The following is a 15,774-nucleotide window of genomic DNA, read 5'->3' on the forward strand; positions in this document are numbered from 1 at the left end:
GAAATTAATAATACACAATCAATTATGAAAATTAGTGCAATTGTCACTATGCTGTTAAGTGTAGTTTTGTTATCGTCATGTTCTTTTAAAAAACAAGAAATTGAGACTTCTGATCCCATAGATGCGAAAGTTGCAGCACTACTGTCAAGTATGACACTGGAAGAGAAAATTGGTCAAATGACTCAGATCACAGTTACTGCATTGGAGCAAGATGGTAAACCTGGTGTGTTAGATAAAAATAAGTTAAAGAAAGCTATTCATAAATATAAAATAGGGTCAATACTTAATGTCCCAAATCCTGGAGCTCCAAGCCCAGAAAGATGGAACGAAGTGCTGAATGAAATTTTAGAAGAAACAAATCAGACAGATAAAAAGATTCCAATTATTTATGGTATAGATGCTATTCATGGAGCCAGTTATACTGCTGGTGCGGTTTTGTTTCCGCAACAGATTGGCATGGCAGCAACATGGGATTCTGAATTGGTTAAGAAATGTACGGCTATTTCGGCTTATGAAACTAGGGCATCTTCAATCCCTTGGGTTTTTTCTCCAGATTTAGATTTACCAAGAAACCCCGCATGGTCTAGACTTTGGGAATCTTTTGGTGAGGATACATATTTGTCATCTCAGATGGGGGTAGCAATGGTAGAAGGTTTTCAGGGAGATGATATAGGTGAGTCGGATAAAGTTGCTGCTTGTATTAAGCATTATATAGGATATGGTAGTACGACAACAGGAAAAGATAGAACACCAAGTATAATCCCTGAAAGAATTCTTAGACAATATGATTTGCCAATATATGAGAAAAGTATAGAAGCAGATGCCAAAAGTATAATGATTAGTTCTGGCGAAATCAATGGAGTTCCTGTTCATGCAAGTAAGAAGATAATAAATGATCTTTTGAAAGAAGAACTTGGATTTAAAGGCTTTGTAGTTACTGATTGGCAAGATATTATTTACCTGCATACACGTCATAAAATTGCATCTACTATGCGAGAAGCAGTTAAAAAATCTGTCCTGGCAGGTATCGATATGAGTATGGTACCAGATAATTATACGTTTTTTGAAGATTTATTGTCTTTAGTAAATGATGGCGAGGTTCCTATGTCTAGAATTGATGATGCGGTAAGTAGAATTTTAAGAGTAAAATACGAATTGGATTTATTTAGAACACCAGTTACTGATCCAAAAGATTATCCTGATTTTGGTTCTTCATCTTCAATAGCGATGTCTTATATAGCTGCTTCTGAATCTATTACATTGTTAAAAAATACTGATAAAACGCTCCCTATATCAAAAGAAAGTAAAGTCTTGATTACAGGTCCTACAGCAAATAGTATGAAATACCTAAATGGAGGTTGGTCATATACATGGCAAGGAGAAAAAAGTGATCAATACGCAAAAGATAAATTTACAATTTTAGAGGCTTTCCAAAGTAAGATTGGGAAGCAAAATGTAGAATATGCTCCTGGGGTTTCAATTTTTGAGGAAATAGATATTGCTAAATCTGTTTCTTTAGCTAAAAATGTTGATTATATTGTTTTATGTTTAGGAGAGCATAATTATACAGAAACTCCTGGTGATATCAATGATTTGTTAATTACAGAACCTCAGGTTAAATTAGCAAAAGCACTTATGGATCTAAATAAACCAATTATATTGGTTTTAAACGAAGGGAGACCAAGAATTATAAGTCAATTTGAAAAAGGCATGGATGCTGTGTTGCAATGTTACTTACCTGGAAATGAAGGAGCCAGGGCATTAGTAGATATCGTTTACGGAGATGTAAATCCAAGTGGTAAACTTCCATACAATTATCCAAGGTATGCTAATTCATTGCAAAAGTATAATAGAAAGTATACAGAGAGCTTAGGTGATGAAGAGCAGAATGATGATGCAGATTATCAAAAAAGTTACTCTCCACAATATGAGTTTGGACATGGATTGTCTTATACTACTTTTGGATATAAAAATTTAAATTTTGATAAAGTGTTTATCAAAAAAGGAGATGCTATTAATGTGACAGTAGAGGTCCAAAATACGGGTACACGAACGGGTAAAGAAGTAGTGCAATTATATATTAAAGATTTATATGCGAGTATTACACCAGAGGTGAAAACACTTAAGAGGTTTAAAAAAATAGAACTTCAACCGGGAGAAAATAAAAAAGTTTCTTTTACTATTGATACAGACGACTTAAAGTTTGTAAATGAGGATAATAAGTGGGTTGTTGAGTATGGTGAATTTGAGATAATAATAGGAAATCTTAACAAAAAATTTGCATTAGAAAAAGAGTTATAAGTGTTTTTGGTTATATTTATAACCAATATTAATGTTAATTTAATATAAAACACACAATTTTAGAACATCTTTTTTAAGAATTCATAAATATGCAAATTACCTCACATGCAATCTATTAGATCTATTGATTCAATATTATGGACAAAGGTCAAATTGGGAGATTTGAACGCTTTTAATGAGCTATATGACAAATATATAGATTCACTATATGCGTTTGGTATTCAATATACAAATGATACAGGTTACGTTAAGGATTGCATTCACGATCTTTTTTTGGATATTTATAAATATCGAAAGAAACTTTCTGATGTGGATAATGTTAAATATTATCTTTTTACTTCCCTTAAAAGAAAAATTAATAAAAAATTTAAATCTAAACTAAAGTTATTTTCTGCAGATGATAAAAAAGATGAAATTGTTTCTTCATCCAAATCTGCAGAAGAATCGATTATTCAGTCTGAAAACTCCCTGGAAATTAGTGCTAAACTCTCTGTAGCTATGACTTCGCTTTCTAGTAAGCAAAGAAAGGGGCTATCATTAAAATTTGATGAAAAGAAATCTTATGAAGAAATTGCTGCCATTTTAGGGATTTCGATAGAATCGGTTAGAACTTTAATCTACAGAGCAGTAAAAAAACTACGAAATGAAATAGAAATCGAATAAAATTAAAAAAAAGTGTTTTTTTTTTGTCTATGTTTTTGATTTCACTGCTTTTATATAATAGTAAGGCAATACACGTAACACTTGGTGTATAAAAACCTTACCATAAATATGGTATAATCATATGTTAAAAAGAAGAGTACAAAATATTGTAATGGATAGTAAACTCCCCAAAAAATGTTAACCAAAGAAGAAAAGGACCTTTTAAAATCCAGGATAGGTACATCTATTCTAGAATATCGCAATAAGAGGAGAAAGAGAAGACTTGGCTATATTGTCAGTACGGCAGCAGCTATTGCTATTTTAGTGATTTCGATTAATTATACTAGTGGTTTTTATAATAATTCTTCAAAAATTAAGGATTATGTGCATACTACAGATTTAGATATTCATAATAATGGAGATGTAAAATTAGTTTTAAACGAAAAAGAAGAGATAAAAATTACCGAAAGTTCATCAAGTATTACATATTCTAGTACTGGTGATGAGTTAGATATTAATAGTTCAAAAAAAGTTGCTCAGTCATCAAAGAATACATTTAATACTATTATTGTTCCTTATGGTAAAAGGACAAAAATTACACTTTCTGAGGGGACAAAAGTTTGGCTTAATTCAGGGTCAAAGTTAACATATCCAGTAACATTTAATGGAGATAAAAGAGAAGTCCATCTTATAGGAGAAGCAATTTTTGATGTAAGACACAATGCAGAACAACCATTTTATGTTGTAACTAATGATTATGATATTAAGGTTTTAGGTACCGTTTTTAATGTGAGTAGTTATGAAGATGATTCTTATACTAGTACAGCACTAGAAAGAGGTAGTGTAGAAATTAAATATCAGGGAAATTCTATTTTCGGGAAATCTAGAATTAAAATAAAACCAGGAACTCTAGCTGTGTATAACAGTAAAGTAAAAGGAATGAAAACCAGTAAAGTAGATGTTGCAAAATATATGGCATGGCGTGACGGTAAATTCATATTTAAGAAACAGAGAATGGATTTAATTATCAAGAAGCTTTCTCGATATTATAATGTAAATATTTCAATTGAAAGTGAAGAGCTTAAAAGTCAAACTTTTTCTGGACATCTTGATTTAAAAGAAAGTATAGAAAAAGTAATCGAAGTTATTAAACAATCTACAGATTTAAAATATAAGATAGAAAATGGAAAATTTGTAATTAATTAAAACAATCAACTATATGATATAAAAACATCACACAACCTTTATAATAAAAAAGTCAGAAAATGCGGCAACATTTTCTGACCTAAATCAAAATATTGCGATATCGCAATACTTAATACGTAAAAAACAAAATTATGAATAAAAAAGCTAACGGGCTTTCTTTTTTATCCAAAAAGAAGAAAATCAATTTTTTATTGACTATTATGAGAGTTTTTATTTTATTCCTGTTCTTCGGATTAACTAGCGTTTATGCTAACAACTCTTATTCACAAACTAAACTCAATATCAATCTTAAAAATGCAACTTTTGAAGAATTGTTTGATCAAATTCATTCTCAAAGTGAATTTATATTCTTTTATAAAGATGATATTATAAAAACAAACAATACAATTACCCTTAGTCTTAAGGAATCTACCATAAATGAGATTCTAAATAGAGCATTTGTAAAAACAGATCTTACTTATAAAATATTGGATAGACAAATAGTAGTATCCAAACAAAAAAAAGAAGCAATTACGAAAACGTTTTCAGACGTAGAAGTACCAGTTCAGGATGCTGTTACAGGTAAAGTTACCACAGCAGATGGAGGCCCACTTCCTGGAGCGAGCGTTATTGTAAAAGGAACCAATAGAGGAACTCAAACAGATTTTGATGGTAACTATCAGTTAGAAGTTGCTAGTGGAGAAACGATAGTATTTTCTTATGTAGGCTTTACTACAAAAGAAGTGGTATATTCTGGTCAAACCCCTATAGAAGTAGTCTTGGTTGAAGATGCGAGTGAGCTAAGTGAAGTCGTTGTTACTGGTTATACAAGACAGAATACCAGGAATATTACAGGGTCGGTTACAGTTGTGCAATCAGAAGCAATATCGGCAACGACTCCTGCTAGTTTAGAGCAAGCTTTACAAGGTCAGGCTGCTGGTGTTACTGTTGGTGTTGAAGGAGGACCTGGAGGAAATTCTGCGGTACGTATTAGAGGGTATGGAACTATTAATGGGAATGACCCATTATATGTGATTGACGGAGTACAAACTGGCCAAGGTTTGAATGATCTTAACCCTGATGACATTGCGTCTATTCAAATACTTAAAGATGCAGCTGCAGCATCTATCTATGGAATTGGAGCTGCTAATGGGGTAGTTGTAATAACTACAAAAAGTGGTAAAAAGAATAACAAAGTAACTTTTAGATATAGTGGTTTAACTGGAGTTGACTTTATACCAGAATCTGTATTTCCAGAATTTGCAACACCACAACAGATAGCAAATGCTTATTGGCAAGCTTTAGCAAATGATGGACAAGCGCTTTCTCATCCACAATATGGATCTGGGACTAGTCCTGTATTACCAGATTATATTTTGCCAGAAGGAGTTGTAGGATCAGTGGATGAAAGTACATATAGCTTCCCAGGGAATAGAATTACAAGAGCAAATAAAGGAGGAACTGATTGGTTTGGTGAATTTTTTGACCCTGCTTTTGTACAGCAACATAATATTTCTGCAACAGGTGGAGGAGAAAACTCTAAATTATATGTTGGTTTGGGAGTATTGGATCAAGAAGGAGTTGGTATTGCCACTAGTTTCGAACGTTATAATTTAAGAGTAAATTCAGAATTTGATGTTACTGATAGGTTTAGATTAGGAGAATCTGTAAATGTTTCATATTCAGAAAGAATAGGGGTTATTGACCCTGTGGGAAGTTCTAGTAATCAAGATAATGAAGGTCAAATAGCTGCACTTTATAGAAGTAATCCTCTTATCCCTGTTACCGATATTGCTGGTAATTTTGCAGGTACAGCCACAATAGGTGGTGTAGGTAATGCTTCTAACCCGATTGGTGTGGCAAGAAGAAATGCTAATAACCCAACAGAAACTATTCGAGCACTTGGGTCTGTATATGCAGAGTTTGATATCATGGATGGATTACTAATTAAATCTACGTTTACAGCAGATATGAGTAGTTCTAAATTTTCATTTTTTAGACCAGTAGATGTTGAAAATGCTGCTGCTAGACAGGTGAATCTATTAAGAGAAACATCGACGGATGTTCTCAATACGAACTGGTTTAATATTTTACAATATACGAAGACCTTAGGAGATGTTCATAGTATTGATGCTTTTGTAGGAACAGAATTTAAAAAGAATAGATTTGAGCAATTTTTTGGACAAATCACTAATTTTTTAGAAGACACTCCTGATTTTACTTTTTTAAGCGCAGGTACAGGAACTCAAACAGTAGGGAGTGGACAGTCAAAATCTTCTAGTTTTTCTGTTTTTGGGAAAGTAGATTATGCATATGATGATAAATATTTAGTAAGTGCAACACTTAGACAGGATAATTCTTCTTTATTTGAAGCTGGTAATCAAGATGCAATTTTTCCAGCCTTTAGTTTAGGATGGAGAGTATCTGGAGAAAGTTTTCTTGAAGATTCTTCAATTGTAAGTAATTTATTACTTAAGTTTAGTTGGGGTGAGTTAGGAAACAATTCGATCCCTGCGTTTAGAGGAGTAACTTCATTTTCTTCTAATTTAGATTTTTATGATTATAATGGACAAACTGGTTTTTTCTTAGCTAATATTGGAGACCCAAATTTAACATGGGAGACTACAACTACAACTAATTTTGGTATTTCTGCATCTTTCTTCGATAGTGCATTAGATATTGATTTAGATGTTTACAACGCGGTGACTAAAGATATGTTACTTGCCGTGCCAACGGATCCAACAGTTTTTGGAAATACAATAGGTTCGATATTCAGAAATTTTGGAGAGATGACAAACACTGGTTTTGATTTAGGAATTTCATATTCAAATAATTCAACAGCAGCATTTTCATACTCAATAGGAGCAAATATATCACACTATAAAAATGAAGTGGATTTCTTAGATAAGAATAATCCAGAGCAAGTGATTGCTAATCCTACTTTAGGATCTCAGACAAGATTTGAGACTACTAATACAGTGGCAGGAGAACCTATTTCTTCATTTGTTGGTTTCACTTGGGAAGGCATTGATCCTGCTACAGGAAGGGCTATTATCACAGGAGATTCTAGAGATATTATTGGAAACCCTCACCCTGATTTTACTTATGGAATTACTTTTGACGCAGAGTACAAAAATTTTGATTTGTCTTTGCTTTTTCAAGGTTCTCAAGGGAATGATATTTATAACTTAACTAAATTCTGGACAGATTTTTCTAATTTCGAAGGAGCTAGAAGTTTAGACTATATTCAGAATTCATGGACTCCTACAAATACTGGCGGGTCACTACCAGCCTATACACTAAGTGCTGATGAAGCAGTAGGGTCTTCATATTATATTGAAGATGGTTCTTATCTTAGACTTAAAAATGTTTCAGTTGGATATACTTTAGGAGAAGGAATTAGTGAAAAGTTAAGAGTAGATAAAATCAGACTTTTCATACAGGGTAAGAACTTATTAACGTTTACAGGTTATGATGGTTTAGATCCTGAGATTAATTTATCAAACTATACCAATCAACAGCAGGCAAACTTAGAAATAGGTGTTGACAGAGGAGCATATCCAGTATCAAGGTCCGTAAACCTAGGGTTGAACGTTTCATTTTAAAAAAAACTGTAATGATAAAGATATTTAAATTAGTAAAAACTAATAAAATACTGATCGGGATTGGTGTTTTATTGCAGATGGCGATAGTTTTTCAGTCTTGTAAAGACGAGTTAGAAATTCCTCTTCAAGGACAGGTGAGTTCGGATGTAATTGTATTTGATAGTGATTGGATAACGCTTCAATTGGCAGCAGCGTATGGGATGTTAGATTTAAATGTATCTACATCAGACCCATGGCGTTCTGATCCGTCTCATTGGATTTATGGAGAGGTGTCTTCAGATAATGCTTATAAAGGAAGTGATCCAGGAGATCAGCCTATTATTGATAATGCAGAGGCATACACAGCCTTAGCAACAGAAAATAGTTATTACGGATTTTTATGGAATGCTATTTTCGAAGGTGTAGCTCGAAGTAATGAGGCTATACGCGGGGTTAAAACAGGTTTAGAATCTGGTGATTTGACAGCTGCAGAAGCTGCTCAGTTTGAGGCAGAAGGAAGATTTCTGAGAGCGCATTATCATTTTGAAGCCAAAAAGATTTGGGGCAAAATACCATTTGTAGACGAAACCATTGAAGAATCAATAACTAATGAAGGTGTAGATTCCTGGGGACTTATAGAAGCTGATTTTCAATTTGCAATTGATAACCTTCCAGAGACCTCTAGATTTGTGGGTTCAGGTAATAGTTGGGCGGCAAAAGCATATATGGCAAAGGTACATATGTATCAATTAGACTACGATGCAGCTAGACCAATCTTGGATGATGTAATTAATGCAGGACCATATAGTTTGGCTGCAAAATACTCAGATAATTTTAATGCAGCTACAAAAAACTCTAGCGAATCTATATTTGCAATACAACATACTGTAAATGATGGATCTTCTAATGATGATAATGGTAACTGGGGTCAAGCTCTTAATTTTCCAAACGGAGCTCCAGTAGGAACTACTGGTGGTGCGTGTTGTGGATTTTTCCAACCTTCACAAAATCTAGTGAACGCATATAAGACAGATGCGGGAGGATTACCTTTGTTAGATACTTTTAATGATACTGATGTCACTAATGATGACGGTATAGCAGATGCTGCTGCTTTTACTCCATATGCAGGAGAATTAGATCCAAGACTGGATTGGAAAGTAGGACGTAGAGGTATAGATTTTAACGGTTGGGGAATTATGCCAGGACAGTCATGGATTCGTAACCCAGCTAATGGGGGACCATATCTACAGAAGATTTCTGTATTTAGAGCAAGCCAATTTAATAATGCAGGTATAGATGCTGCTTCTGCCTGGGCACCAGCAGTAAGCGCAATTAATACAAATATCATTAGATTTGCTGAGATACTTTTATGGAGAGCAGAGATTATGGCAGCGCAAGGAGAAGGAGATTTGGGAGTAGCACTAGTGGATCAAGTTCGTATGCGTGCTGCAAATACAGAAGATTTTGTAAAAGAGTTGGATATGGATGGAATGCCTACCGCAACTCCGGCTGCTAACTATGTAATTAGCCCATATGGAGCATTTACTGGGCAAGCTCAAGCTATTAAGGCGGTTGCTCACGAATATAGAATAGAAACCGCTTTAGAAGGACATCGTTTCTTTGATTTGGTAAGAAGAGGTGAAGCGGCAACAGTATTGACAAATTACTTAACTGAAGAGTCCACAAAGAGATCTCACCTTAATGGGGTATCCTTCTCATTAAGAAGTCAGGTATATCCTATTGCTCAAAATGTAATTAGCGTGAGTGGTGGTGTTATTAAACAGAATGATGGATACTAAAAATTGTTTATTTTGAATTAGTTTTTAAAGACAACGTGTTTTGGCACGTTGTCTTTTTACATAATAATACATCCATATGATATATAAATGTTTAGTTTTTTTTGTTGGTGTATTCTTTCTTGTTAGTTGCACAGAAAAAGAAAAGACAATAGTAAATACTAATAATAAAGTATTTGAGAATCTGGAAGCTTCTACAACTGGAATTGAATTCAATAATGTACTTACAGAAAATGATTCTTTAAATTATTTTACGTATTCCTATTTATATATGGGAGGAGGAGTAGCAACAGGAGATATTAACAATGATGGGCTAATAGATATTTACTTTACAGGAAATCAGGTTTCAAACAAATTGTATCTAAATAAAGGAAATCTAAAATTTGAGGATATTACCGAAAAAGCTGGGGTCTCGGGAGATGATAGATGGTATACAGGAGTCACAATGGTTGATATCAATGGAGATGGCTTTTTGGATATTTATTGTTCGGTAGGAGGTAAGTTTGGAACAAAAAATAATCAACTTTTTTTAAATAATGGCCCTTCGACAAGCTCAGGACAAGTAACATTTTCTGAAAAAGCATCTGAATATGGTATAGATGATATTGCAAATAGTGTTCAGGGAACATTTTTTGACTATGATAATGATGGAGACTTAGATTTATATACAGCTAATTATCCTCCGACAAGTTTTAAGGCTCCTAATTACTATTATAAATTTAAAATGAAAAATGTAAAAGATCATGAAAGTGATCATTTATATAGAAATGATGGAGATACATTTACAGATGTAACAGAAGATGCAGGAATTAAAAACTTTGGGCTTACCTTAAGCGCAACTATTGGAGACCTAAATAATGACGGATGGTCTGATATTTATGTTTCTAATGATTTTAGTACTCCTGATTATTTGTATTTAAATAATCAAGACGGAACTTTTAAGGAAGTAATAAAAAAGGCTACATCACATACCGCCTTTTTTGGTATGGGAGTAGATATATCAGATTTTAACAATGACGGTAACTTGGATATCTTTCAAGTGGATATGGATGCTCAGTCCAATCGCCGTAAAAAAGCCAATATGGCAAGCATGAATCCACAATTGTTTTGGAGCACCGTCAATTCAGGATTTCACTACCAGTATATGCATAATTGCCTACAATCAAATACAGGTATTCTTAAGGACGGAATACCACAGTTTTCTAACATTTCCAGAATAACAGGAACTTCTTCAACAGATTGGAGCTGGGGACCACTTTTTGCAGATTTTGATAACGACGGACGTAAAGACCTATTTGTTTCTAATGGTACTAGAAGAGAAATAAATAACAATGATTATTTTAAAGATTTAGATAAAGTTAAAAACATACAGGACAGCCTCCTGCAAAGAAGTTTGAAGATTCCTTCAGAAAAGATCGATAATTTTATGTTTCGTAATGTAGGAGATTATGGTTTTGAAAAAGTAAATGAGAGTTGGGGAATTCAGTATGAAGGTTTCTCTAATGGAGTTGCGTATGCTGATTTGGATAATGATGGAGATTTAGAGATTATCACAAATAATATAGATGATTATGCGTCTGTCTTTGAGAATAAAAGCTCTGAAAAGAATAATTATATAACGATACAATTTGAAGGTAGCTCCAATAATACATTTGGATTAGGAAATCGAGTATATTTAAAAAATAGTGGAGAAACTCAAATGCAGGAACTTACCTTAACACGTGGGTTTCAATCATCCGTAGCACCAGAACTACATTTTGGAGTTAATCAATCAAAAATAATTGAAGAAATAGAAATTGTATGGACAGATGGTAAGTCTCAGGTATTAAAAAATATTAACACAAATCAAAAGCTAATTATAAAGTATAGTGAAGCCTCAAATAAAGAAAAAGAAGTCGATAAAACGACTACGCTTTTTACTTCAGAAGAAAGCGGAATTTTTCCAGAGCATATCCATAAAGAGAATAGCTATGATGATTTTTCAAAACAAATCTTGCTTCCTCATAAAATGTCAAAATTTGGCCCTGGAATTGCCGTTGGAGATTTAAACAATGATGGTTTAGAAGATTATTTTGTTGGAGGAGCACACAATTATTCAGGGAGTTTATTTTTTCAAAAAAATGATGGATTCGAAAAACAAGTAATTGAAGTTCTGGAAGAAGATAAGGCAAATGAAGATGTAGGTGCTGTTATTTTTGATGTTGATCAGGATGGTGATAATGATCTATATGTGGTAAGTGGTGGATACGAGTTTTCTTCAACTTCTGAAATGTTACAGGATAGACTATACATTAATGATGGTAAAGGTAATTTTAGTAAAGCAGAGGTAGGAGTTTTACCTAAGATGATCACTAGTGGCTCAAGAGCGTATCATGCAGATTTTGATAAAGATGGTAAAGAGGATATACTTGTTTTGGGACGTCAGATTCCAGAAAATTATCCCGCTCCTGCTAGTAGTTATTTATTAAAGAACAGTAGTAAGAATGGTAATGTTAAATTCGAAAATGTAACCGACTCACAAGCCAAAGAATTTATAAACCTTGGTATGGCTACGAGCGCCGTAATTACAGATTTTGATCATGATAATTGGTTGGATATTATAATAGTAGGAGAGTGGATGCCCATTCGTGTTTTCAAAAACATAAAAACGGGGTTTAAAGAAGTATCAGAAGAATTGGGGTTAACATTAGATACAACCGGGTGGTGGTGGAGTATTAAGGAAGGAGATTTTGATAAGGATGGCGATATGGATTATCTGGTTGGTAATAATGGACTAAATTATAAATACCAAGCTACAGAAGAAGAGACTTTTGATATATATGTAAGTGATTTTGATAAAGATAACAAAGACGATATTGTACTTAGCTATTATAATGAAGGAAAACAATTTCCGGTAAGAGGAAGGCAGTGCTCGTCTGATCAAATCCCAGGAATTAAGCGTAAATTTAAAGACTATAAAAGTTTTTCTGAAGCAACATTAGTAGATGTCTACACCAAAAATTCTTTAGAATCATCATTACATTATCAGGTAAAATCTTTTGCAAGTGTTTATTTAGAAAATCAAGGCGATACCTTTGTTATTCATAAACTTCCGACAGAAGCTCAACTTTCATCAATTAATCAAATTTTGATTGAAGATTTTGATAAAGATGGGAACCTGGATGCTATTATAGGTGGAAACTTGTATGCTTCAGAGGTAGAAACACCCCGAAATGATGCCGGATATGGATTGTTTATGAAAGGTGACGGAACAGGGAAATTTGAGCCAGTTTCTGCTCCTAAAAGCGGTTTGATGTTACAAGGAGATGTTAAAGATTTATCTTCATTGAACGTAAAAGGAACTAAATTTATTATTGCCGCTAAGAACAATGATTATGTACAATTTGTAAAAATTGGTGCAGAACATTAAGCATACTTGTTTATTCTATTTGTTTTCATAAATCTTTGCCAAGAAGAGTTAAATTTATTCCTATTTGTGTTTCCATTAACAGGGTAATAGTTTTATTATTAGTAAATTATAGTAAAACTATTAACTATGAGAAATATACTATTACTTTGCATGCTTTTTATAAGTATTACTTCATCATATTCAAATGATTGGAATGACGAAAAAAATACAACAACAAATGATAATACATTTGAGTTTAATATTCAAGCTACCTCTACTCCTCAATTTTTAAATATTGTTACGAATAGACCCAAAGAGTCAATTGAAGTGAAAATCATAGATAAATCTGGTTTTATCAGGATTAGAAGTAAATTACATCTCGAAAGAGAGATTGATATTTCAGAACTAAGAGTAGGTTTATATTTGATTAAAATATATTCAGGAAATCATATGGCGATAAAAAGATTTTATAAGGGAAGAGATGTGGTAACTAATAGATGAAATATTTTCAAAAAAATTGTTCAAAATAGATTCATTTGATTATAAAGAAAAAACTCATTTATTTTTTCTGTAAATCAAAATTTAGCGAGACTAAAATATCTTTAGCAATCTTTTTACTTACAATACCAGGGATTTTGATATTAAAATCTTCCGGTTTAGTTTTAAAGGAAGAAGATATTGAAATTATATTGTTTTCTTTGTTTAATGTACCTGTTACAACCAGATCTTTTGATTTTCCATGTAGTGTTAATATCCCTTTAATTGAGTATTTACCTTTAAAGTTATTTTTATCAAAATCGATCAATTTACCTTTAAATGTAGCTTTTGGATAATCATCAGACTCAACATAATTTTCATTAAAATGCTCTTCCATTAGTGCATTTTTAAACCTGAAACCTTTCATCAATGCTAAGGCAGCAAACTCACCATTGTCTGCATTTAAAATAGCAGTAACAGTACTGTTTTTTGCTTTAACCTCTTCAAATGAAGGTACTGATGCTTCAAACTTAATAATTCCTTTCTTGGTAATGTACTTTTCTTGACTAACAACAAATGAAGTGGTCAACAATAGGATAAAAATGATTAAAATTTTCATTATCAGTTATATGTTTTATTAATTATTGTTCGAGTAAACCATCATCTCTCCATTGAATGATGATATCTATAGTAGATTGTGGTAATCTTGGTCCTCCAGAAGGCATTAAAAAGTTAATATCTTCTGAGGATACTCTACCAATTAGATTTCTATTTTCTGCAGCTTCTTTTACCTGTTCAAAGGTTAGTAATGGCATTGGAGCAAAGTTTATTGGAGGATCATTATGGCAAAGAATACAATTACTATCTATTATATTTTTTACATTGTCATCATATGTGACTAAATTTACAGGAGTAACATCGATTAGATCACTTTCGCTATCGTTTTCACAACTAATAGTAATTAATATAAAACCAATAATTACAAACTTCAGGATTGATATTCTCATGCTTCGATTAAGTAATGTTATAGATTTAGAAATTATATCAAAATTTGCAGATATCCAAAATTAAATCTAAATAAACATATGATTTTTATATTTTTAATATAGGTTAATTATTAAAAGATTACCATGAAAAAACTATTGATAGCCATATTAGTTATTGCTTTAGCAGGTTTTATAGGATATAAATATATACACCAATCTCATAGAGATATACAAAGCGAAGAGGCCAATTTTACTGTAAATGCTACAGATATAGCAATAGAATTTTCAAAAAATCAAGACATTTCCTCCGAAAAATATTTAAATAAGACTATTATTGTAGAAGGAGAACTTACAGAAATTGAAGAGAATTCTATAATGCTCAATGAAGCAGTATATAGTTCATTTGATACCATTGTAGATCAATCAAAGTATACTCTTGGGATGCCTTTAAAGATTAAGGGTAGATGTATAGGGTATGATGAGCTCTTAGAAGTCATAAAATTGGATCAAACTTCAATACTAGAATAGTTTTTGTTATACTAATTTATAAAACCTCTCTTATGAAAAAAGTTTTAATACTTTTATTAGCAATGCCTTGTATGTTATTTGCTCAAGATGATTTACTTGATGAATTAGAATCTGATGTACAAGAAGATAATTATGTTGAGGCTGCTTTTAAAGGATTAAAAATTGTAAATTTTGAAACGACCAAGTTAGTCAATAAAAGAAATCTGTTTTTTATTGTAGCGCATAGATTTGGAAGTGTAGAGAATGGTATAGATGACTTTTTTGGGTTGGATCAAGCGGTAACGCAACTAAAGTTTATTTATGGAGTTACTGACGCAATTAATATAGGTATTGCCAGAAGTTCTTTCCAAAAAACTTATGGAGGACATATTAAATACAGGTTGATAAGACAGAAGAAAAATGGATTTCCGTTTACGATAGTTGGATACAACCTTGCTACGATAAATACAGCTTTAGAAGAGGATCTATTACCAAATTTGGAGTTTAATAATAGAGTATCTTATACTTCCCAGATTTTAGTTTCTAAGAAAATAACTAAAAATCTATCATTAGAACTAGCGCCATCGTATTTACATGAAAATTATGTTAGATTTGATGATCAAGATAATTCTCAGTTTCTTGTAGGTATGGGGGGGAGATATAAATTAACCAAACGCTTCAGTCTAAATATAGATTATGGAGTACACCTAAACAGAAGTACAACATCTACATTCAAGAATCCACTATCCATAGGGTTTGATATCGAAACAGGAGGACATGTATTTCAACTTCATTTTACCAATGCACAGCCTATGTTTGAAAATGGATTCTTAGGTCAGGCTTCTGGAGACTGGGGTGATGGAGACTTTTTCTTTGGCTTTAATTTAAGTAGAGTTTTTGATTTATAA

General features: G+C 32.5%; 11 protein-coding genes. 9 read left to right on the forward strand and 2 right to left on the reverse strand.

Annotated features, from left to right (window positions below; genetic code table 11):
* Window positions 1–24: 24 nt before the first annotated feature.
* From PQF96_RS12095 to PQF96_RS12125, 7 genes are all read left to right on the forward strand, one after another.
* A complete protein-coding gene (locus PQF96_RS12095) occupies window positions 25–2,301 on the forward strand; it encodes a glycoside hydrolase family 3 N-terminal domain-containing protein (protein WP_271766414.1) in 2,277 nt (758 codons plus the stop codon).
* Window positions 2,302–2,406: 105 nt separating this feature from the next.
* Window positions 2,407–2,964: an RNA polymerase sigma factor gene (locus PQF96_RS12100; RefSeq protein ID WP_109436892.1), complete on the forward strand. Its 558-nt coding sequence runs from the start codon at window positions 2,407–2,409 to the stop codon at window positions 2,962–2,964.
* A 174-nt stretch (window positions 2,965–3,138) separates the two neighbouring features.
* Window positions 3,139–4,149: a FecR family protein gene (locus tag PQF96_RS12105; protein ID WP_143918009.1), complete on the forward strand. Its 1,011-nt coding sequence runs from the start codon at window positions 3,139–3,141 to the stop codon at window positions 4,147–4,149.
* Between the two features lie 131 nt (window positions 4,150–4,280).
* Window positions 4,281–7,733, forward strand: a complete 3,453-nt coding sequence (locus tag PQF96_RS12110) for a TonB-dependent receptor (protein ID WP_271766416.1) — start codon at window positions 4,281–4,283, stop codon at window positions 7,731–7,733.
* 11 nt (window positions 7,734–7,744) lie between these two features.
* Window positions 7,745–9,511 carry a RagB/SusD family nutrient uptake outer membrane protein gene (locus tag PQF96_RS12115; protein WP_271766418.1) on the forward strand — a complete coding sequence of 589 codons (1,767 nt, stop codon included), beginning with the start codon at window positions 7,745–7,747 and terminating at the stop codon, window positions 9,509–9,511.
* A 76-nt stretch (window positions 9,512–9,587) separates the two neighbouring features.
* Window positions 9,588–12,917: a VCBS repeat-containing protein gene (locus PQF96_RS12120; RefSeq protein ID WP_271766419.1), complete on the forward strand. Its 3,330-nt coding sequence runs from the start codon at window positions 9,588–9,590 to the stop codon at window positions 12,915–12,917.
* A gap of 126 nt (window positions 12,918–13,043) precedes the next feature.
* Complete coding sequence (locus PQF96_RS12125) at window positions 13,044–13,397, forward strand: T9SS type A sorting domain-containing protein (protein ID WP_271766420.1); 354 nt, start codon at window positions 13,044–13,046, stop codon at window positions 13,395–13,397.
* 58 nt (window positions 13,398–13,455) lie between these two features.
* Here the strand turns inward: PQF96_RS12125 and PQF96_RS12130 are convergent, their stop codons facing one another.
* Together PQF96_RS12130 and PQF96_RS12135 are read right to left on the reverse strand one after the other, a co-directional pair.
* Complete coding sequence (locus tag PQF96_RS12130) at window positions 13,456–13,992, reverse strand: YceI family protein (protein ID WP_271766421.1); 537 nt, start codon at window positions 13,990–13,992, stop codon at window positions 13,456–13,458.
* A gap of 22 nt (window positions 13,993–14,014) precedes the next feature.
* On the reverse strand, window positions 14,015–14,380 hold the full coding sequence (locus PQF96_RS12135) for a hypothetical protein (RefSeq protein ID WP_271766422.1): 366 nt from the start codon (window positions 14,378–14,380) through the stop codon (window positions 14,015–14,017).
* Between the two features lie 123 nt (window positions 14,381–14,503).
* Between PQF96_RS12135 and PQF96_RS12140 the strand changes: the two genes are divergently transcribed.
* Both PQF96_RS12140 and PQF96_RS12145 read left to right on the forward strand, forming a co-directional pair.
* Window positions 14,504–14,887 carry an OB-fold protein gene (locus PQF96_RS12140; protein ID WP_271766424.1) on the forward strand — a complete coding sequence of 128 codons (384 nt, stop codon included), beginning with the start codon at window positions 14,504–14,506 and terminating at the stop codon, window positions 14,885–14,887.
* A 32-nt stretch (window positions 14,888–14,919) separates the two neighbouring features.
* Entirely contained in the window at window positions 14,920–15,774 is an 855-nt protein-coding gene (locus PQF96_RS12145; RefSeq protein WP_271766426.1) for a DUF5777 family beta-barrel protein, read from the forward strand.

It is taken from the genome of Aquimarina algiphila (genome assembly GCF_947494415.1).
GTDB lineage: Bacteria > Bacteroidota > Bacteroidia > Flavobacteriales > Flavobacteriaceae > Aquimarina > Aquimarina algiphila.

Excerpts from the sequence above, each read along its gene's own strand:
- PQF96_RS12135 (WP_271766422.1), bottom strand. The coding sequence starts at position 14,380 with ATGAGAATATCAATCCTGAAGTTTGTAATTATTGGTTTTATATTAATT.
- PQF96_RS12100 (WP_109436892.1), top strand. The coding sequence starts at position 2,407 with ATGCAATCTATTAGATCTATTGATTCAATATTATGGACAAAGGTCAAA.
- PQF96_RS12095 (WP_271766414.1), top strand. The coding sequence starts at position 25 with ATGAAAATTAGTGCAATTGTCACTATGCTGTTAAGTGTAGTTTTGTTA.
- PQF96_RS12110 (WP_271766416.1), top strand. The coding sequence starts at position 4,281 with ATGAATAAAAAAGCTAACGGGCTTTCTTTTTTATCCAAAAAGAAGAAA.
- PQF96_RS12140 (WP_271766424.1), top strand. The coding sequence starts at position 14,504 with ATGAAAAAACTATTGATAGCCATATTAGTTATTGCTTTAGCAGGTTTT.
- PQF96_RS12115 (WP_271766418.1), top strand. The coding sequence starts at position 7,745 with ATGATAAAGATATTTAAATTAGTAAAAACTAATAAAATACTGATCGGG.
- PQF96_RS12130 (WP_271766421.1), bottom strand. The coding sequence starts at position 13,992 with ATGAAAATTTTAATCATTTTTATCCTATTGTTGACCACTTCATTTGTT.
- PQF96_RS12120 (WP_271766419.1), top strand. The coding sequence starts at position 9,588 with ATGATATATAAATGTTTAGTTTTTTTTGTTGGTGTATTCTTTCTTGTT.
- PQF96_RS12105 (WP_143918009.1), top strand. The coding sequence starts at position 3,139 with ATGTTAACCAAAGAAGAAAAGGACCTTTTAAAATCCAGGATAGGTACA.
- PQF96_RS12145 (WP_271766426.1), top strand. The coding sequence starts at position 14,920 with ATGAAAAAAGTTTTAATACTTTTATTAGCAATGCCTTGTATGTTATTT.
- PQF96_RS12125 (WP_271766420.1), top strand. The coding sequence starts at position 13,044 with ATGAGAAATATACTATTACTTTGCATGCTTTTTATAAGTATTACTTCA.